Raw genomic sequence first — 17,898 nt, 5'->3', positions numbered from 1 at the left:
GGGTCAGCCGCGGACGGCTTCGTAGACTCCGGCGATCATGCCGACGAACGGGACCAGCGAGAGCAGCACCAGGAACTCCGAGACGTCCAGCAGCCGGGACCAGTACGGCGAACGCAGGCCGCGCGCTACTCGCGTGGCGTAGGCCAGGCAGATCGCCGCGGCGAGGACCACCGCGCAGCCCGTCGCGAAGATCGCCGTGCGGTTGCCCGAAGCGACCAGCCAGCCGCCCGCGACGACCAGGCTCGTGATGCCGAAACCCACCAGCACCAGGCGTTGCGTCTTCCCCGCGTACGACCGCGACCGCAGGATCCACGCCAGGCCCAGCACCGCCGCCAGCCCGGCGTCCCACGGGCCGCCGGTCGCCAGCACCACCGTCGAGAACAGGACCACCAGGCCCAGCGCCACCAGCAGGCCCGTCAAGACGGCTTGGGCGCGAGACGTCCGGCCGAACATTTCGTCGCCCAGTGACGGCTGTTCGTCGGCGCGGAAGGCCTCCATGTCCTCCGGCACCCGCGGCAGCGGGAGCCGCGCCAGGCGCAGCGCCAGCATCGGGGCCACCGCGGCCAGTGCCGTGGCGAGTACCGCGGCCACCGCCGCGGCCGCCACCGGAGTGGTGCCGGCCAGCAACACGACCCCGGTCGTCACCGCGCCGAAGCCGGCCGCGACCGTGATCGCGACGAACCACGGCAGCCGGTCGGCGACCGAGACCGCCGCGAGGACGCCGTAGATCGTCACGGCGGCGAAGCCCGCGGCCAGCGGGCCGGCCGACAGCGAGAACAGCGGGTGCGGCGGCAGCACGGACATCCCGGCCAGCAGCGCGACGCCGACCCCGGCGAGCGACCCGGCCGCGCCGGCCTCGGCGTCGCCGTACGCACGGCTCAGCGCGCCGCCGCCCAGGAGCAGCACCAGCGCCAGCAGCCCGGTCCCGATCGGGGCCAGCACGCTGCCGGACGCCGCGGCCTGCACCAGCAGCCCGCCCGCGAGCAGCAGCACGACCGCGGCCACCAGCCCGGACCGCCGCGCGACCGACGGGCCCCAGCCGCCGTTCGAGTCGGCGACGCTGGCGATCGAATCGATGACGTCGTCGAACAGCAGCGGACCCCGCGGGCGTTCCCGCGGGGTCAGGTGGAGGACTTCGCCGTCACGGATCTGGGCCGCGGCGACGCTCAGGCCGAGTGCGAGTGGCGCCCCGCCCAGCCGGGAGAGCACCCAGCCGGGATGGTCGGCCGACGCCTGCCCGGCGGCGCCGGCCAGCCGCACCAGCTGCGGCACCAGTTCGGCGAACGTCGATTGCTGCGGCAGCGCGACGTCCACCCGGGCCCGCGGCGTGACCACGGTGACCCGGCGGGTTGTCCCCGTGATTGCGGCGGCGGTCATCAGATGTTCTTGGCGGCCGAGATGACCGGGGCGAACTTCGCGTTCGAAGCCTCGGCGAGCTTCGTGAGCCCGGCGTTCACCGCCTCCAGCACGATCTCCGAGAGGTTGCGGGCGTCGTACTCGCGGATCGCGCGGGGGTCGATGTCGATCGAGGTGAACCGGCCGTCGCCGCGGAGGGTGACGGTGACCTCGTTCTGCCGCGAGTGCGCCTTGACCTCCATCGCCTCGACCGTGCGCTGGATCCGCTGGACCTCTTCGGTCTGCTTGCGCACCTGCGCCAGCAGTTCGTCCATGTCCGGCACCGCGTACGGATCGGTCATCGCGTTTTCCCTTCGTGCTGGCGGACGTGGACGCTGCCCACGAACCGCTGGAAACCGGGTGAGAGCGCCCGCGCGGTCGCGGGCGCGGCCGTGCAGGCGAGCTCGAGCACCAGCCGCTGCTCCGGCGTGGCGCCGGGAACGGTCAGGTGCACCTGGGTCTGGATCAGCTCGGTGCCCTCGCCGGTGCGCAGGCGCAGCAGCTGCATGACACCGGGCGCGGCCGGGGCGCCGACGTCCCGGTGGCTGAGGACGTCGAGCCCGGCCGAGGTGAGGGAAAGCCGTTCGACGGCTTCGGCGGCGATGTCGTCGATCGACTTCGCGTCGGGCCGCTGCTGCACGCTCACCGTGATGTTCGGGACGAACTCGCCGGCCGGCGCGTCGTGCACGGCGACGAACACCGCGCCGGACTCTCCGGGGTCGACGGCCGTCCAGCCGTCGGGGATCACGAAGTCCAGGGGAAGGGTCACCACGCCCCCACCGACGAAACCGCGTCGTCCCAAGCGGAACCGACGGCGTTGGCGGCGTCGTGCGCCGCGGTGCCGACGTAGTCGACGGCCGCGCCGCCGTACTCGCTGATCGTGTGGCCGACCTTCGGCAGGTCGATGTCGATCTTCGCGCCGACGCCCGCGCCGAAGCCGAGCGCGGCGCCCGCCTTGAAGTTGACCTTGAGGTGGCCGGCGTCGTAGACGGCCTGGGCGTCGAGCTGCGCGCCGATGCCGTACTGCAGCGTGCCGTTCGCGCCGACGCCGATGCCGGCGACGTCCGCGGCGACCTCGCCCTCGACCTTGCCGCCGACGAAGACGTTCGCGTGCGCGCCGACGCCGTGCGCGCCGAGCGTGCCGGACGCGCTCGCCTCGCCGCCCGCGAACACCGTGCCCTTGGCGTGCGCCGACGAGACACCCCAGTCGCCCTTGAGCTCGGCCTCTTCCTTCACCGCGGCCAGCTCGGTGTGCCCGGACGCGCCGACGTCCCAGCCCTTCGACGTGATCTTCCCGTCGTACTCCGGGGTGAGCCCGTCCTGGTCCTGCTTGAACTTGTAGTAGGTGATCTCGGTGTTGTTGCCCAGCTTGTCCTTGAGGCCCTCGGGCTTCGGCTGCCCGAACGGCGTGTCCGCCTTCTTCGGCGCGCGCGTGCCTTCGAGGCCGTCCCAGGTGAGCTTCTTCCAGCCCGAGTTCTTGAACCACGACGGCGCGTCCCGCGGCCGCTTGCGCCCGTCGAGCGGGCTGCCGTTGAGCCAGCCCAGCGGGCCCGCGGTCTTCTTGCCCAGCTTGTACTCCAGCCGCTGGGTGCCCTCGGGAGGGAACAGCTCGGCGAGCGCGTCGGAGAACTCGTCGACGACCTGGCGCGCCGCTTGGACGCTCTGCTCGCCGAGCTGCCGGGCAGCCTGGATGAACGCGCCGACCGAGGCCGAGTTCACCGCTCGGGCCTGCGCGGTCAGCTGCTGGGCGTACTGGTCGAACTGCGCGAGCACCGAGTCGACGGCGGCCTTCGCGGACTGCACGAGCTGCGACGCCGTCGAAAGCCGTTTCGCCTGGTCGTCGAGCTTCGTGGCGGCGTCGGTCAGCTCCCCGCCCAGTTTCTGCGCCGCGGTGGCGAACGCGGTGTAGGCGTCGCCGTCCCAGTCCGCGTGCAGCGTCTTCGCGGACTCGTCGATCTCCTTGGCCTTGCCCGAAACCGTCGAGGCCTGGGTGGCGACCCGCTGCGACGCCGCGCTCAGCGCACCCGGGTCACCCGTGACGCGCCGCCGGCACTCGAGCAGGACCTGCCGGTACCCGGACAGCACGGAGCTGACCACACCCGACGCGTCGACGACCCCCGAGCCCGTCATCGGCTAGTTCCCCGCCGCGTCGTAGCCGACGTGCTGGCTGAAGTGCTTGCCGTCGTAGTCGAGGTTGATGTCGACGTCGAAGTCGCGCCCGCCCGGAGCCTCCACAGTGGACTCACCGGTGGTGAGGTTGGTGTGGATGACGACCTCGTTCGCCCCGCCGGCCGCGCCCGCGCCGCCGGTGACCGGGGCGGGCTGGGTGACGGGCTGGGTGACCGGCGCCGGCTGGGTCGGCACGGTGGCGCCGTTCTGGGCCGGGTCCACGGCGATCCAGCTGTTCGACGGGTCGAGCGGGGTGCCGTTGGCCGTCACCGGCGTCGTCGCTCCGGTCGCTCCGGTGCTGGAACCGCCGCCGGTGGCGAGTGCGGGCGGGGTGTAGTCGGTGAACGAAGGCTGCTGCGGGATCCCCCCGCCGCTCCCGCCCGCCACCGCCTGCTGCCCGGCCGGGCTCGCCACCGACGACGGGGCCTGCGGGGCCGTGACCGGGGTGGTCCCGGCCGACGGCGTCGTCGCTCCCGCGGTTCCGGTGTCGTGGTGGAACAGCTTCTCGATCTCCCCGATGACCGTCGCCAGCTGGGTGATCTGCTGGGCGAGGTCGGTCGCGCCGAGCGCCTTGAGCAGCGCGCCGATCGACGTGATGAAGGCCCGCAGCGACGCGCTCGTGCCGGTCGACAAAGCGACCGCCGCGCCGTAGGTCCACGGGTTCGACATCAGCGAGGCGACCGTCGGGTTCACCGCGGCGACGACCGCGCGGTAGGCCTCCTGCGCGGTCTTGATCAGCGTGCCGGAGATGCCGAGCAGCTCGGCACCCTTCTGGACCACGCCGATGATCTTGGTGAGCTGGTCGAGGGAGTCGGTGATCTTCTTCAGCGCCGACTCGCTCGCCGCGCCGGACCAGATCTTGCCGAGCTGGTCGGCGGCCTTGGACAGCTCGGTGTACATGCTCAGGAACTGCTCGGCCTTCTTGACCAGGTCGAGCACGTGCTGGGCGATCTGCTCCGGCTGGCCGGTGACGATCTGCGGCAGGATGGTGATCGGCCCGCCCGAGGACGCGGTCGCGTCCATCGCGCTGGAGTTCGGGAAAGTCAGCATCGGACGACCTCACAAAGTCTCATCGGGCGGGAAACACAGCTCAGACGACGGAAGCGGGCCGGTACACACTGACTTTCGCCAGTCCGCTGATGCGGGCGTCGAGGAGCCCGTGGTTGTACAGGCGGCCGCCGTCGCCGGCGACGCCGATGACCGGCTGGCGGTCGGAGAACAGCAGCGGTTCGACCACCACGACGTCCCCGCTGTGCACGCCGCCGGGGACGTCGGAGAACGTGCGGGCGGTCCCCGCGTAGACCTCGATCAGCCCCATCCGCGCCTGGTTGTCGGCGTCGCCGGCGAGCCAGTCGTTGAAGTCGGCGACCCCGTGGAAGCGGGTGTCGGTGATCGGGTGGTCGCCGAGCTTGCCGAGGTCCGCGTCGCCGAGGTAGCGCAGGACGTTGCCGACCGACGACGGCTCGCCGTGGGCGCCCGCGCTGTCGTTGATCGCCAGGGTGGCGAGCTCGGAAGCGTGCGAGTTCCCCCAGATCGACGCGGGCGGCGTGGCCCCGCCGGACGCGGTGCCGCCGCCGTAGCCGGTGGCGACGTCCTGGTCCGCCGCCTGGTAGGCGTCGGCGCTGGCCTTGACGAGCCCGTTGATCTGCTGCAACAGCTGCAGGAGCGTGCGGACCGCGGTGATCTGGCCGGAGTGCAGGGCGGCGTTGGCGGCGGCGACCGCGCTGCCGAACGTCGCGAACGACGTCGGCTGCACGACCAGGCGTTCCAGATCGGCCACGGCGTTGATGCCGTGGGCGATGATGCCCCCGACGTTGCCCACGGCGGAGCGCATCGCCTCGGGCTCCGCCCGGTACTCGCCGGCCATGGCTCTCCTTCCGCGGATGGCTGCTCGGCAGAGCGTAAGTTCGTCCCCGGAAGCGGGCGGACGGCAAAAGTACCCACCGCGATGCCGTGGGAAGTGGCCAAAATACCGGGCAGAGCCGTCCCGATCTGGAGTTTTCGCCGCATGAACGAGCCTGCGAGTGAATCATTGAACACAGCGCCCTCGCGAATGCGAGCGCCGAGCGTCAGCGAGGCGGCGCTGTGAGCCTTTCGCCCGAGCGCCCGACCGAGATCGTGCTGCAGTCGCCGCCGATGCTTCCGAAGAGCTCGTCCGGCGGGATGATGCAGCTGATGATGTTCCTGCCGATGATGCTCGGCATGGGCGCGATGTCGTTCGTCTACATCGGACGCGACGGCGGGGTGATGACCTACATCTTCGGCGCGTTGTTCATCTGCGCCATGGGCGGCATGGTCGTGATGTCGCTGGGCCGCGGCGGGATGGCGAAGAAAGCGCAGATCAACGACGAGCGCCGCGACTACCAGCGTTATCTCACCGGCCTGCGCGGCCAGGTCCGCGACATCGCCGACGGCCAGCGCGCCGCGATGGTCGCCGTCCAGCCGGACCCGGCCGACCTGTGGGCCTACGTCGAGACCGGCCAGCTGTGGGACCGGCGCCGCACGGACGGGCAGTTCGCGCAGGTCCGCGCGGGCACCGGGCCGCAGCGGCTGGCGACGCCGTTGAAGGCGCCGCAGACCGTGCCGCTGGAGGACCTGGACCCGGTGTCCTCGACCAGCCTCAAGCACTTCATCCGCACCTACTCGACGGTCGACGGCCTGCCGGTGGCGCTGTCGCTGCGGTCGTTCGCCGCGGTGAGCCTGGCCGGGCGCCGGCCGGACGTGCTCGGCCTGGCGCGGGCGCTGCTGTGCCAGCTCGCCACCTTCCACTCCCCCTCCGACCTGCGGCTCGCGCTGTGCGTGTCGCCGGATCGCCGGCACGACTGGGAGTGGCTGAAGTGGCTGCCGCACGCGACGGCCGCGACGGCGTCCGACGCCGTCGGCTCGCGGCGGCTGGCCGCCGACACCGCGGCCGCGCTGGCCGAGCTGCTCGGCCCGGACCTGGGCGAGCGCCCGGTGTTCAGCCGCCGCGCGGCGAGCGAGCTCGACCTGCCGCACCTGGTGGTCGTCGTCGACGGCGGCAACGCCCACGGCGAGCCCCGGCTGATCGGCGTGGACGGCCGGCTCGGCGTCACGGTGATCGAGGTCGGCGCGGAGCACCCGCGGACGTACTCGACCGAGAAGCTGCTGAGCCTGCACACCACCCCGGACTCGCTCGGCATGGTCGTCGGCGACGCCACCGAGCAGCGGCTCGGCTTCCTCGGCCGCCCCGACGTGCTCGACCGCGGCGCCGCCGAAGCGCTGGCCCGGATGCTGACGCCGTTGCACACGCCCGCGGCCGTCGTCGGTGAGAAGCCGATGTCGGCGACGTTCGGGCTGTCCGGGCTGCTCGGCATCGGCGACCCGCGCGACACCGACACCGCCGTGACCTGGGCGCCGCGCGCGGCCCGGGACCGGCTGCGGATCCCGCTGGGCATCAACCCGGAGGGCCGGCCGGTGGAGCTGGACCTCAAGGAGTCGGCCGAGGGCGGGATGGGCCCGCACGGCCTGGTCATCGGCGCGACCGGGTCCGGCAAGAGCGAGCTGCTGCGGACGCTGGTGACGGCGCTGGCCGTGATGCACTCGTCGGAGACGCTGAACCTGGCGCTGATCGACTTCAAGGGTGGCGCGACGTTCGCCGGGATGACCGACCTGCCGCACACGTGCGCCGTCATCACGAACCTGTCCGACGACCTCGCGCTCGTCGACCGCATGGCCGACGCCCTCAACGGCGAGCTGCTGCGGCGGCAGGAGCTGCTGCACTCGGCCGGGAACTACGCGTCGGTGCGGGACTACGAGAAGGCCCGCGCGGACGGCGCGCCGCTCGACCCGCTGCCGTCGCTGCTGGTCATCATCGACGAGTTCAGCGAGCTGCTGTCCGCGCGGCCGGAGTTCATCGACCTGTTCGTCGCGATCGGCCGGCTCGGGCGCTCGCTCGGCATCCACCTGCTGCTGGCGTCGCAGCGGCTGGAGGAGGGCCGGCTGCGCGGGCTCGACTCGCACCTGTCCTACCGCGTCGGCCTGCGGACGTTCTCCGCGGCGGAAAGCCGCGCGGTGCTGGGGGTCGCCGACGCCTACCACCTGCCGCCGGTGCCGGGGTCGGCCTACCTGAAGGCCGACACCGACACGCTCATCCGGCTCAAGGCGGCCTACGTCTCGGGTGAGCTGCCGCCGCGCAGCACGGTCGTGCGCGAAGACGGCCAGGCGCTGGGCGTGCTGCCGTTCTCGCTGGCCCCGGTCGAGATCCCGGTGACGACCGAGATCTCGGAAGCCCCGGTCGCGCCGGACGGCACCGGTGAGACGATCATCCACGCGATGCTGTCGCGGCTGGAGGGCCGCGGGCCGTCGGCGCACCAGATCTGGCTGCCGCCGCTGGCCGAACCGCCGACGCTGGACCAGCTCCTGCCGCCGCTGGGCGAGGACGCCGCGCGCGGCCTGTGCCCGCTCGGCTGGGGCGGCAACGGGAAGCTGACGGTCCCGGTCGCGCTGGTGGACAAGCCGTTCGAGCAACGCCGCGACATGCTGTGGGCCGACTTCTCCGGCGCGGGCGGGCACGCGTTGATCGTCGGCGCCCCGCAGACCGGCAAGTCGACGCTGATGAAGGACATCGCGGGCATGCTCGCGCTGACCCACACCCCGGCCGAGGTGCAGCTGTTCGTGCTGGACATGGGCGGTGGCGCGCTCGCGCCGATCGCCGGGCTGCCGCACACCTCCGGCTACGCCACCCGCCGCGACGCCCAGCGCTGCCGCCGCGTCGTCGCCGAGCTGACGACGTTGCTCGAACAGCGCGAGGAGTTCTTCGCCGCCAACGGGATCGAGTCGATCACGACGTTCCGCCAGCGCCGCGCGGAGTTCACCGAGAGCACCGAAGGCCGCGAGTTCGGTGACGTCTTCCTGTTCGTGGACAACTGGACCACGATCCGCCAGGAGTACGAGCAGCTGGAGGAGCAGATCACCGGGCTGGCCGCGCGCGGGCTCGGGTTCGGCATCCACGTGATCGTCTCGCTCAACCAGTGGATCGGCGTCCGCGCCCAGCTGCGCGACGCCATCGGCACGCGCTTCGAGCTGCGCCTCGGTGACCCGATGGACTCCTCGATCGACCGCAAGGTCGCGATCAACGTCCCCGCCGACCGCCCCGGCCGCGGCATCACCGCGGAGAAGCTGCACTTCCTGGCGGCGCTGCCGCGGATCGATTCGGACCAGCGCCCGGAGACGATCGGCGCGGGCGGCGTCGACCTGACGCGCCGGATCAACGAGGCCTGGCAGGGCCCGCGCGCGCCGCAGGTCCGGCTGCTGCCGCCGGAGGTGCCGCTGGACACGCTGGCCGCGGCCCCTTCCCGCCAGGTCACGCTGGGCATCGCGGAGTCGACGTTGCGCCCGGTGTACCTGGACTTCGCGGCGGACCCCCACTTCGTGGCCTTCGGCGACGTCGAGTCCGGGAAAAGCTCGCTGCTGCGGGCGATCGCGACCGGCATCACCTCGGCGTACACGCCGGAGGAAGCGGCGATCATCGTCGCCGACTACCGCCGCGGCCTGCTCGGCGCGATCTCCGAGGAGCACCTGCTGGGCTACGCGGGCGCGGAGGGCAAGCTGACGGAGCTGATCGCGGACTGCGCCACGGCGATGCGCAACCGCTTGCCGGGCCCGTCGGTGACGCCGGAGCAGCTGCGCAACCGCTCGTGGTGGCGCGGCCCGGAGCTGTTCGTCCTGGTGGACGATTATGAGCTGGTGGCCACCGTCGGGCGCAACCCGCTGCAGCCGTTGCTGGAGTTCCTGCCGCAGGCCCGCGACATCGGCCTGCACGTGATCATCGTCCGCGGCTCGGGTGGCGCCGGACGCGCGCTGTTCGAGCCGGTGCTGCAGCGGCTGCGGGAGCTGGGCTCGCCGGGGCTGATCATGTCGGGCACCAAGGACGAGGGCGCGCTGCTGTCGGACGTCAAGCCGTCACCGCAGCCGCCGGGCCGCGGGACGCTGGTCTCGCGCCGCCACGGCACGGGTCTGGTGCAGGTCGCGTGGACCAAGCCCGTGGAGTCCTGACCGCACCGCGCTACAGTTTCCGCCTGCGCCATCGCGGGCGCGGCCGGTTTCCCGGGCGCGCGCGGGTGCCGGTGTCTTCCCAGGGAGCTGTCCGTGAAGACCGTGGTCGTCGAGGAACCCGCCGCCGTCTCGCCGTGGCGGCTCGTCAACCGCGTGACGCTGGGGCTCACCGTGGCCGGCTTCGCCGCCGCGGCCTGGGATCGGCGCTGGATGAGCGACGACGGCCTGATCGTGCTGCGGACCGTGCGGCAGCTGCTGGCCGGGAACGGGCCGGTCTTCAACGTCGGCGAGCGCGTCGAAGCCAACACCAGCACGCTCTGGACGTACCTGCTGGCCGCGTTCGGCTGGGTGCCCGGCGTCCCGCTCGAATGGGTCGCCGTGGTCACCGGGCTGCTCTGCTCGGCCGCCGGGCTGCTGCTGGCCCTCGACGGCGCCCGCCGGCTCGGCGGCGGGTTCACCCTGCCGGCCGGTGGGCTGGTCGTGCTCGCGCTGCCGCCGTTCCGGGACTTCGCGACGTCCGGGCTCGAGACCGGCCTGATCCTCCTGTGGCTGGGCGGCACGTGGTGGCTGCTGGTCCGCAGCGCCCGGCGGCAGCCGTCCGGTCCACTGTGGACGACGGCCGTCGCGGTGGGCCTGGGCGTGCTCGTCCGGCCGGATCTCCTGCTGTTCAGCGTCTTCGCCGGGATCGGCCTGCTGGTGCTGGAGTGGCGGGGCTGGCGGGCCGCGGCGGCCTGGCTCGCGGCCGCCGCCGCGCTTCCGCTGGCGTACCAGGTGTTCCGCATGGGCTACTACGGCCTGCTGACGCCGAACACCGCGCTGGTGAAGGAGGCGTCGAGGGTGCGGTGCGACCAGGGTTTCGCGTACCTGGACGACTTCTTCACGCCGTACCTCCTGTGGATCCCGCTGGCGTTGTGCGCGGTGGCGGCGCTTCTCCGGCGCTTCTCCTTCGACCGCCGAGTGGTCGTCGTGTGCGCGGTGCCGGTGGTGGCCGGGCTCGGCCTGGCGCTGTACGTCGTCCGCATGGGCGGCGACTTCATGCACGCCCGGATGCTGCTGCCGGCGCTGTTCTGCCTGCTGCTGCCGGTGATGACGGTCCGGCTCACCCGCGCGTCGGCGCTGCCGGTGGCCGCGCTGGGCGCCTACGCCCTGATCGCCGCCGGCGACCTGCGGACCGCCTACGCCGACCTGCCGGCCCCGCTCGACGAGGCGACGGGCATCGCCGACGAGCGCGCGAGCTACGTCGTCGCCAGCGGCCACGCGAACCCGGTCCTGGCCACGGACTTCACGCGGTTCACGGCGATCGCCGACCGCATCCGCCCGCAGCTGGCGGCGGAACCCGCCCCGGTCGTCTTCTGGGACGACGATTCCTGGCACGCGTACCCGACGGCGGCCGGCCACAGCACCGGGACGTTCTTCAACATCGGCGGCCCGGGCCTGCTGCTGCCCCTGGACGTGGCGGTCCACGACCCGATCGGCCTGGCGAACCCGCTGGCCGCGCACACGACGCCGTACCCGGGCCGCCGCGTCGGCCACGACAAGTACGCGGGCCCGATCTGGACGGTGGCGGACCAGGGCGTCGGCGCCCCGGCCGGCTTCCCCCCGGACCGGCTGGCGGCGATCCGCCGGACGCTGGCCTGCCCGGAGGTGCGCGAGATGCTGGACTCGGTCCGCGCACCGTGGACGTTCGAGCGCTTCCGGGACAACCTGCTGGGCGCGTTCGCGCGCACCAGCCTGCGCTACGACCACGACCCGGTGAAGGCCCAGTACTGCGGCCCGGCTTGAGCCCTCAGCGCGCGGGCGCGGTCATCTCGGCCGCGAAGCGGTAGTAGCAGACCGCCCGCGGCTTGCCGCCGACGCCGCTGACCGAGATCGGCGTCATGACCTGGACGCGCGCGCCGGGAACCGGGCGGGCGGCGGCCTTCGGTGCAGGTCGTCAGCAGCACGTCGACTTCACTCGGGCCCGTCAGGGACAGGAAGCACTGGCCCGTTGTGACGTCGAGTCCGTGCGCCTCCCCCTCCGGCAGCCATTCCCCGGGCGGCTGCCGCCACCACACCACGCAGGCGGCGAACACGATCAGCCCGGACACGAGCGTCGCGATCGCCGACCGGCCGACGGCACCGTCCGGTGCGCGTCAGCTCGTCGAACAGTTCCGCATCACCGTCGGCGACTTTCCGACTTCGGTAGGTTTCGGAAAATTCCGGCGCAACTTACCTTGGGCTGATCGTCCCGCTCGGGACGGATCACCAGGCCGAAGGGCATTTTCATGCGAATGTCGAGGGCTTCGAGGGCGGTCGCCGCCGTGGGTGCCGCTGTCGCCGCGTTGAGCTTGGTCTCCGCGGGAGCCGCGGACGCCCAGCAGGACATCATCGGCGGGAGCACCGTCTCCTCCGCGCCGTGGGGCGCGCAGATCTACTGGAACAACGTCACCACCTACGGCGGGTTCGAGTGCTCCGGGACGATCATCGCCCCGCAGTGGGTGCTCACCGCCCAGCACTGCCTGAACTCGCCGGGCATGCACGTGAAGGTCGGCAACGTGACCCTCCAGCAGGGCACGAACGCCGTCGTCGACCAGCAGAAGGCCTCGCCCAACGGCGACGTCGCGCTGCTGCACCTCACGACCGCGGTGAACACCACCTTCATGAAGCTCGGCACCGGCAACCCGCCGTCCGGGTCCACCAACCAGATCTACGGCTGGGGCCGCACGCAGGGCACCAGCCCGCCGTCGAGCACGCTGAAGACCGCCAACGTCCGCGTCACCGGCACCAGCACGGACGCCTTCGGCGGCACGGCCATCGCGAGCCAGGGCGTCAACGGCGCGGCCTGGCACGGCGACTCGGGCGGCCCGGAGCTCTACAACGGCGTCCAGGTCGGTGTCTGCTCCACCGGCAACAACTCCGGTTCGAACCCGCAGGGCACGCAGAACTACGCGAGCATCGCGTCGAGCCGCAGCTGGATCCGCACCACCGCCGGCGTCTGACACGCGCCCCGCGCCGGCCTCACCGCCCGGGAGGCCGGCGCGGGGCATACTCGCCCCATGAAGTTCCGCACCACGGTCCTGCTCGGCGGCAAGACGGCGACCGGCTTGCCGGTGCCCGGCGACGTCGTCGAGGCGCTCGGCGCCGGCAAGAAGCCCGCGGTCACCGTCACCCTCGGCGGCCACAGTTACCGCACGACGGTCGCGAGCCGCGGCGGGCAGTTCCTCGTGCCGCTCAGCGCCGAGAACCGCGAGCAGGCGGGCGTCGCCGCGGGGGACGACGTCGACGTCGAGATCGTCCTCGACACCGCCCCGCGCGAGCTGGAGATACCGGACGACCTGGCCGCCGCGCTGGCCGCCGATCCCGAAGCCCGGAAACGGTTCGAAAGCCTGTCCTACAGCCGGAAGCAGGGGTTCGTGCTGCCGATCGGGCAGGCGAAGACCGAGGAGACCCGGCAACGGCGGATCGCCAAGGTCGTCACGGACCTGCGCGCCGGGAAGTGATGGACGCCCGCACGGTCCTGCGGGTGCTCGAAACCCTGGCCCCGGCGCGGGTCTGGCTCGCCGGCGGCTGGGGCGTCGACGCCCTGCTCGGCCGGCAGACGCGCGAACACCGCGATCTCGACCTGCTGCACCGCCGGGAGCAGGAGCCCGCGGTGCTCGCGGCGCTGGCCGAGCTCGGCTACCGCGAGACGCTCGACCTGCGCCCGGTCCGGTTCGTCCTCTCCGACGGCGGCACCGAGCTCGACCTGCACCCGCTGGTCTTCGCCGCGGACGGCTCAGCCGTCCAGGCCGCCCCCGACGGGACTTTCCCTTACCCCGCCGGGTGTTTCGTCACCGGCCGGATCGACGGCGTCGAGGTGCCGTGCGTTTCCGTGGCCCAGCAGGTGTTCTTCCACCAGGGTTACGAGCCGGCCGGGCGCGACCTCGCGGACATGCGGGCCCTGCGCGAAGAGTTCGGCGTCGACACCCATTTCTAGTCCACGATGGACGCCCGTAGCGCCGCTTTGTCCGGTTTTCCCGACGGCGCCACCGGCACCGCGTCCACCAGCTCGAACCGCGCCGGCACGGCGGCCTCCCCCAGCTCGGCCGCCACGCCCTTGCGCACCTCGGCCAGGTCCGGCGAGCGCCCCGGCACCGGCAGCACGAACGCCACCGCGGCCTCGCCGGTCAGCGCGTCCGGCACCGCGACGACGTACGCCTGGTCGACGTCCGGGTGCGCGGCGATCGCGTGCTCGATCGGGCCGGTGTAGTGGATGATCGCGTTGACGATCACGACGTCGCGGGCGCGCCCGGACAGGTGCAGGTAACCCTCGGCGTCGAGGTGGCCGAGGTCCTGGGTGCGGACCCAACCGTCACGCAGCACCTCCGCCGTCGTGGTCTCGTCGCGCCAGTAGCCCGCCAGCGCCGACGGCGTGCGCACCCAGACCTCGCCCTCCCGCCCCTGGGCCACCGCCGCCCCGGCGGCGTCGCGGACCTCGATCTCGACCGTGTCGCACGCCTTCCCGACGGACCCGGGCCCCTCGTCCGCGCCGCAGACCGTCAGCATGCCGGTCTCGGTCTGGCCGTACGCGTGGTGCATCGCGGGCCCGATCAGCTCGGCCGCCTCCGCGAGCTTGTGCGGCGGCACCGGCGAGCCGGCCACGATCAGCGTCCGCAGGTCGCTCAGGTCGACGTCCTCGGCCCGCAGGGTGTCGAGGACCTGGTGCAGCCGCGGCACGGTCATCAGCGCCGCGCTCACCCGCAGCCGCGGCAGGATCCACGGGAAGTCCGGGAGCCCGTCGGGGATCACGGCCGTGCCGCCCGAGAGCAGGCAGAGCGCCAGCTGTTCGAGCATCACGGCGCTGGAGAGCGTGCCGAACAGCAGGAACCGGCTGAACCCCGCGCCGAGCTTCTCGTGGGCCGAGCCGGGCACCGGGGCCCGCCAGACGCGGCCCTCGCTCAGGGCCCGGTAGTCGAAGGCGACGCCCTTCGGGACGCCGGTGCTGCCGCTGGTGAACACGACCGTCGCGATGTCCTCGGGCCGGCCGGCGGGCACCGGTTCCTCGTACGCGGCGAGCAGCTCCGGCCCGATCCGCAGGATCAGCGCGCCGGCGACGGTGCCGAGCAGCTCGGGCGACTCGGTCGCCTCGTCGACCACGAGCGCGTCGATGTCCTCGACGACGTGCCGCAGCTGCGGCACCGGCAGCCCGGCCCGCACGCAGACGACCCGGCAGCCGAGCACGTGCGCGGCGATGATCGCGGCGAAGCCCTCGGGCGTGACGGCGGTGGCGATCCCGACGCCGGCGCCCGGCCCGAGCCCGGCGGCCCGCAGCCCGGCGGTGAACCGGCCGACCAGCTCCTTCAGCGACGCCCGCGTGGTCACCGCGTCCCCCCGCTCGAACGCGGGCACGTCCGGCGCGCGGTCCAGTTCGGTGAGCAGAGCGTGCGGGTGGACCATCTCGGGCCGCCTTCCGTCCGGGCCCCCGGGTCTACCGGGCGGATCTCAGAATTTCGGCAGAGACCTCCCGGAGCCGGATCGGCGTGTTGACCACCGTGCGATCATCTACGAGCAGCCCGGGCACCGGCGCCACGCACAGCGGCGCCGTCGCTCCGGCGAGCACGACAGCGGGTGGTGCCACGACCGGTGCGTGACCAGCGGATTCCCTTGTCTGCCATGGCATACAGCCTGGCCGGGACGGTCACGACGGGCACTGGAGCGCGCCCCCGCCCGGGGCCGGGGCGGGCCTAGCCGAGCCGCTGTGGGTAATAGTGCCGTCAGCACGACCGGCAGTTGTGCCGTTTGACCACACCCCCCTTCTTTCTAGCGTGACTTTCACACCGCGCGGATCACCGCGCCAGGGGAAATTCGCTTCAGGAAGGAGGTGGCCCGTCGATGTCCAGTCCGGGATTCCAGGCAGATTCCGCTGCTATGACGCGCGCCGTCCAGGGTTTCGAGGAAACCGCCACGAACGCCAAGTCCACGATGGCCAGCTTGGAGTCCGAGCTGACCGAGGCCCTGCGCAACTACAAGGGTGACCAGGCCGTGGCGTTCTGGGACCTCCAGCGCCGGCTCCAGGAGAAGATGACCACGGCCGTGAAGGAGCTCGACACCATGTCGCAGCTCGTCCACACCAGCCACGCGAACTACGGCCGCGGCGACTCCGACGTCCACCAGAGCTTCCAGGGGGTCGGCAACACCCTCGAGGGCTCGGGCGTGATCCCCCGCCTCAACCCCTGACCTGAGAGGACGTACCGATGGCCGACGTCGTCGAAATCAACTTCGCCGCGCTGCAGCACAGCTCGGCGTCCCTGGCCGCCAAGGCCAAGGCGCTCACCTCCCAGCTGGAGCAGCTGCACCAGAACCTCCAGCCCATCACCGCGACCTGGTACGCCTCCGGCAGCTCCGCCGGTGACGCGGCGCGCCAGTCGGAGACCCGGCTGCGCCAGGCCACCGCGGACATCGTCGCCATCATCGCGCAGTTCGGCGGCAAGGTCGGCGAGGCCCACGACCTCCAGCAGCAGCTGGAGAACCGCAACCAGGGACTGTTCGCGGGCTGATCCGCGCCCAGACGTCGGTCGGCCGGTGCGGGAAACCCCCCGCTCGCACCGGCCGACCGGCTTTCCCTCATCCCCCACGTGCGGACAGAGACGGGATCCGATGCACGACCAGTCGTACTACGTCCACCTGGAATCGCTGAAGGACTTCGTGCGGGAGCTGGAGACCCAGATCCAGGCGATGTCCAAACCGAACGACTTCCTGCTCACCCTCGGCGACGAGCCGCTGCTGTTCGGCGAGTTCGGCGAGGCCGGGTCGCTGGCCGACGCCAACCGCGCCGCGGTGTCGGAGATGCAGGGCCTGCTCGACCAGGTCCGCAGCGCGATCGGGTTCGCGCAGGACGTCACGAACACGGTCGCCGACGGCTACGCGAACGCCGACCAGTCGGTGGCCGGTGACCTGCACAGCTCGGGCGCCGTCACGGGCCTGCTGGACCCGGTGCTCGGCCTGCTCGGCCTCGGGCACAGTGACGGGAGCAAGGGATGACCCACCACCACGACACCACGGCCCACACGAACTTCGCCGCGTACAGCCACCAGCAGCTGTACGCGATGCTGCAGGCCGGCGACCCGAACAGCGCGCGGCACGCCGCCGACAAGTGGAAGTCCGCGTCGCTGCACCTGCACGAGCAGGCCCACAACCTGAACTCCGAGCTCACCCAGTTCAAGGACCAGTGGACCGGTGGCGCCGCCGACCAGTACCAGCACATGATCGTCGACCTCGCGAACGGCATCGCCAAGGTGGCGCAGACCGCCGAGGCGATGAACGTGATGCTCGACGACGCCGCCGACGCGCTGGTGAAGGCCAAGAAGGAGATGCCGCCGCCGGTTTCGGTGCCGGACGTCTCCCCCGCCGACGTCGCGCTCGCGGTGAACCCGCCGCTGCTGCCGCCGGACGCCTCGCCCGCCGTGGTGCAGGCCGCCGCGCAGCAGCGCCAGCAGGCGATCTCGAACGTCGAGGCGCAGCAGTCCGCCGCGAACGCCGCGGGATCCGCGCACGGCAAGGCGATCGCCGTCATGACCACACTGGCCGGTGAGTACGGCGTCGCCGAGGACTCGATCCCGGCGTCGCCGAACGCCGTCGAGACGCCGGTCGCCCCGCCCGCCGGCGGTGGCGCGGGCGGTGCCGGCGCGCCCGGGCTCGTCGGCAACGGCACGACCGATCCCGGCGTCGTCGTCACGCCGACCGACGGGCACCCGCTGCCCGGCGCCGACGGCACCACGCAGCAGCCCGGCACGACCGCGCCGACGTCGAACCCGCTCTTCGGCGACATGTTCACCGCCGGGCTCGCCGCGGCTTCGGCCGCCGCGTTCGGCCGGTTCGGCTCGATCATGCCGAAGGTGCCCGGCTGGGCGTCCGGCAAGGACCCCAAGGAGAACAAGGACGAGGCGCCCGGCACGAAGCTCGGCGGCGGCGCCGGCGTCGAAGGCGGTGCCGGGGGCGGCATCCCGATCGGCGGGGGTGACGCGCCGTCGATCGGCGGCGGCATCGGGGGAGCCGGCGGGCTTTCGGCCGGCGGCGGCGCGGACGCCCCGGCGGCGCACTCCGGGCTGGCCGGCGACGGCGGCTCGGGCAACGCGCTCAGCGGCCTGGCCGGCAGCGCGGTCGGGGCCGCCGGTGCGGCGGCCGCCAAGAGCGCGATGCCGATGATGCCCATGATGCCGATGGGCATGGGCGGCGGCGGGGACATGGGGTCCGGCCGCCGGATCCCGGCCTGGCTGGTGGAGACGGAGAACGTCTGGGGCCAGTCCGCCCCGGTCGCGCCGCCGGTGATCGGCGAAGAGCCGGACGTCTACTAGGAAAAGA

Annotated in this window: 16 protein-coding genes; 9 read left to right on the top strand and 7 right to left on the bottom strand. The window is 72.7% G+C overall.

The window, feature by feature from the left end:
- Positions 1-3: 3 nt before the first annotated feature.
- The 6 genes from eccD to MUY22_RS24175 are packed head-to-tail and all read right to left on the bottom strand — an operon-like array spanning position 4 to position 5,431.
- Positions 4-1,377: a type VII secretion integral membrane protein EccD gene (gene eccD, locus MUY22_RS24200; RefSeq protein ID WP_247062821.1), complete on the bottom strand. Its 1,374-nt coding sequence runs from the start codon at positions 1,375-1,377 to the stop codon at positions 4-6.
- Positions 1,377-1,697, bottom strand: coding sequence for a YbaB/EbfC family nucleoid-associated protein (locus MUY22_RS24195; protein ID WP_247062813.1), 321 nt, complete (start codon positions 1,695-1,697; stop codon positions 1,377-1,379). Before MUY22_RS24195 ends, eccD begins: the two co-directional genes overlap by 1 nt.
- Positions 1,694-2,167 carry a hypothetical protein gene (locus MUY22_RS24190; RefSeq protein WP_247062812.1) on the bottom strand — a complete coding sequence of 158 codons (474 nt, stop codon included), beginning with the start codon at positions 2,165-2,167 and terminating at the stop codon, positions 1,694-1,696. Before MUY22_RS24190 ends, MUY22_RS24195 begins: the two co-directional genes overlap by 4 nt.
- The gene (locus MUY22_RS24185; protein WP_247062810.1) at positions 2,161-3,525 is read right to left on the bottom strand and encodes a WXG100 family type VII secretion target; all 1,365 of its coding nucleotides are present in this window, start codon (positions 3,523-3,525) and stop codon (positions 2,161-2,163) included. The genes MUY22_RS24190 and MUY22_RS24185 overlap by 7 nt, the downstream gene beginning before the upstream one ends.
- A gap of 3 nt (positions 3,526-3,528) precedes the next feature.
- Entirely contained in the window at positions 3,529-4,614 is a 1,086-nt protein-coding gene (locus MUY22_RS24180; RefSeq protein ID WP_247062808.1) for a hypothetical protein, read from the bottom strand.
- A gap of 40 nt (positions 4,615-4,654) precedes the next feature.
- Entirely contained in the window at positions 4,655-5,431 is a 777-nt protein-coding gene (locus tag MUY22_RS24175) for a WXG100 family type VII secretion target (protein ID WP_247062806.1), read from the bottom strand.
- Positions 5,432-5,649: 218 nt separating this feature from the next.
- Here MUY22_RS24175 and eccCa point away from each other — a divergent pair, with 218 nt between their 5' ends.
- From eccCa to MUY22_RS24150, 5 genes are all read left to right on the top strand, one after another.
- Positions 5,650-9,579 (top strand): type VII secretion protein EccCa, encoded by a 3,930-nt coding sequence (eccCa, locus tag MUY22_RS24170; protein ID WP_256475976.1) that lies wholly within the window; start codon positions 5,650-5,652, stop codon positions 9,577-9,579.
- Positions 9,580-9,672: 93 nt separating this feature from the next.
- Entirely contained in the window at positions 9,673-11,361 is a 1,689-nt protein-coding gene (locus MUY22_RS24165; RefSeq protein WP_247062804.1) for an arabinofuranosyltransferase, read from the top strand.
- 518 nt (positions 11,362-11,879) lie between these two features.
- The gene (locus MUY22_RS24160; RefSeq protein WP_247062802.1) at positions 11,880-12,557 is read left to right on the top strand and encodes a trypsin-like serine protease; all 678 of its coding nucleotides are present in this window, start codon (positions 11,880-11,882) and stop codon (positions 12,555-12,557) included.
- 57 nt (positions 12,558-12,614) lie between these two features.
- Positions 12,615-13,058 carry a YdeI/OmpD-associated family protein gene (locus MUY22_RS24155; protein WP_247062799.1) on the top strand — a complete coding sequence of 148 codons (444 nt, stop codon included), beginning with the start codon at positions 12,615-12,617 and terminating at the stop codon, positions 13,056-13,058.
- Positions 13,058-13,534 (top strand): nucleotidyltransferase domain-containing protein, encoded by a 477-nt coding sequence (locus MUY22_RS24150; RefSeq protein WP_247062797.1) that lies wholly within the window; start codon positions 13,058-13,060, stop codon positions 13,532-13,534. Before MUY22_RS24155 ends, MUY22_RS24150 begins: the two co-directional genes overlap by 1 nt.
- Here the strand turns inward: MUY22_RS24150 and MUY22_RS24145 are convergent.
- Positions 13,531-14,994: a class I adenylate-forming enzyme family protein gene (locus tag MUY22_RS24145; RefSeq protein ID WP_247062795.1), complete on the bottom strand. Its 1,464-nt coding sequence runs from the start codon at positions 14,992-14,994 to the stop codon at positions 13,531-13,533. The two genes, MUY22_RS24150 and MUY22_RS24145, sit on opposite strands and share 4 nt — an antisense overlap.
- A gap of 435 nt (positions 14,995-15,429) precedes the next feature.
- Here MUY22_RS24145 and MUY22_RS24140 point away from each other — a divergent pair, with 435 nt between their 5' ends.
- From MUY22_RS24140 to MUY22_RS24125, 4 genes are all read left to right on the top strand, one after another.
- Complete coding sequence (locus MUY22_RS24140; protein WP_256475974.1) at positions 15,430-15,774, top strand: WXG100 family type VII secretion target; 345 nt, start codon at positions 15,430-15,432, stop codon at positions 15,772-15,774.
- Between the two features lie 17 nt (positions 15,775-15,791).
- A complete protein-coding gene (locus tag MUY22_RS24135; RefSeq protein ID WP_072480751.1) occupies positions 15,792-16,094 on the top strand; it encodes a hypothetical protein in 303 nt (100 codons plus the stop codon).
- Positions 16,095-16,194: 100 nt separating this feature from the next.
- Positions 16,195-16,578, top strand: a complete 384-nt coding sequence (locus MUY22_RS24130) for a hypothetical protein (RefSeq protein WP_247062789.1) — start codon at positions 16,195-16,197, stop codon at positions 16,576-16,578.
- Positions 16,575-17,891 carry a WXG100 family type VII secretion target gene (locus tag MUY22_RS24125; protein ID WP_247062788.1) on the top strand — a complete coding sequence of 439 codons (1,317 nt, stop codon included), beginning with the start codon at positions 16,575-16,577 and terminating at the stop codon, positions 17,889-17,891. Before MUY22_RS24130 ends, MUY22_RS24125 begins: the two co-directional genes overlap by 4 nt.
- Positions 17,892-17,898: the final 7 nt, after the last annotated feature.

It is taken from the genome of Amycolatopsis sp. WQ 127309 (assembly GCF_023023025.1).
GTDB lineage: Bacteria > Actinomycetota > Actinomycetes > Mycobacteriales > Pseudonocardiaceae > Amycolatopsis.
Note: the sequence above shows the minus strand (reverse complement) of the source record. Positions and strands in the feature narration are given on the sequence as shown.

Coding starts and splice junctions, on each gene's coding strand:
- MUY22_RS24195 (WP_247062813.1), bottom strand. CDS start 1,697: ATGACCGATCCGTACGCGGTGCCGGACATGGACGAACTGCTGGCGCAG.
- eccD (WP_247062821.1), bottom strand. CDS start 1,377: ATGACCGCCGCCGCAATCACGGGGACAACCCGCCGGGTCACCGTGGTC.
- MUY22_RS24140 (WP_256475974.1), top strand. CDS start 15,430: ATGTCCAGTCCGGGATTCCAGGCAGATTCCGCTGCTATGACGCGCGCC.
- MUY22_RS24155 (WP_247062799.1), top strand. CDS start 12,615: ATGAAGTTCCGCACCACGGTCCTGCTCGGCGGCAAGACGGCGACCGGC.
- MUY22_RS24150 (WP_247062797.1), top strand. CDS start 13,058: ATGGACGCCCGCACGGTCCTGCGGGTGCTCGAAACCCTGGCCCCGGCG.
- MUY22_RS24125 (WP_247062788.1), top strand. CDS start 16,575: ATGACCCACCACCACGACACCACGGCCCACACGAACTTCGCCGCGTAC.
- MUY22_RS24130 (WP_247062789.1), top strand. CDS start 16,195: ATGCACGACCAGTCGTACTACGTCCACCTGGAATCGCTGAAGGACTTC.
- MUY22_RS24185 (WP_247062810.1), bottom strand. CDS start 3,525: ATGACGGGCTCGGGGGTCGTCGACGCGTCGGGTGTGGTCAGCTCCGTG.
- MUY22_RS24180 (WP_247062808.1), bottom strand. CDS start 4,614: ATGCTGACTTTCCCGAACTCCAGCGCGATGGACGCGACCGCGTCCTCG.
- MUY22_RS24145 (WP_247062795.1), bottom strand. CDS start 14,994: ATGGTCCACCCGCACGCTCTGCTCACCGAACTGGACCGCGCGCCGGAC.
- MUY22_RS24135 (WP_072480751.1), top strand. CDS start 15,792: ATGGCCGACGTCGTCGAAATCAACTTCGCCGCGCTGCAGCACAGCTCG.
- MUY22_RS24175 (WP_247062806.1), bottom strand. CDS start 5,431: ATGGCCGGCGAGTACCGGGCGGAGCCCGAGGCGATGCGCTCCGCCGTG.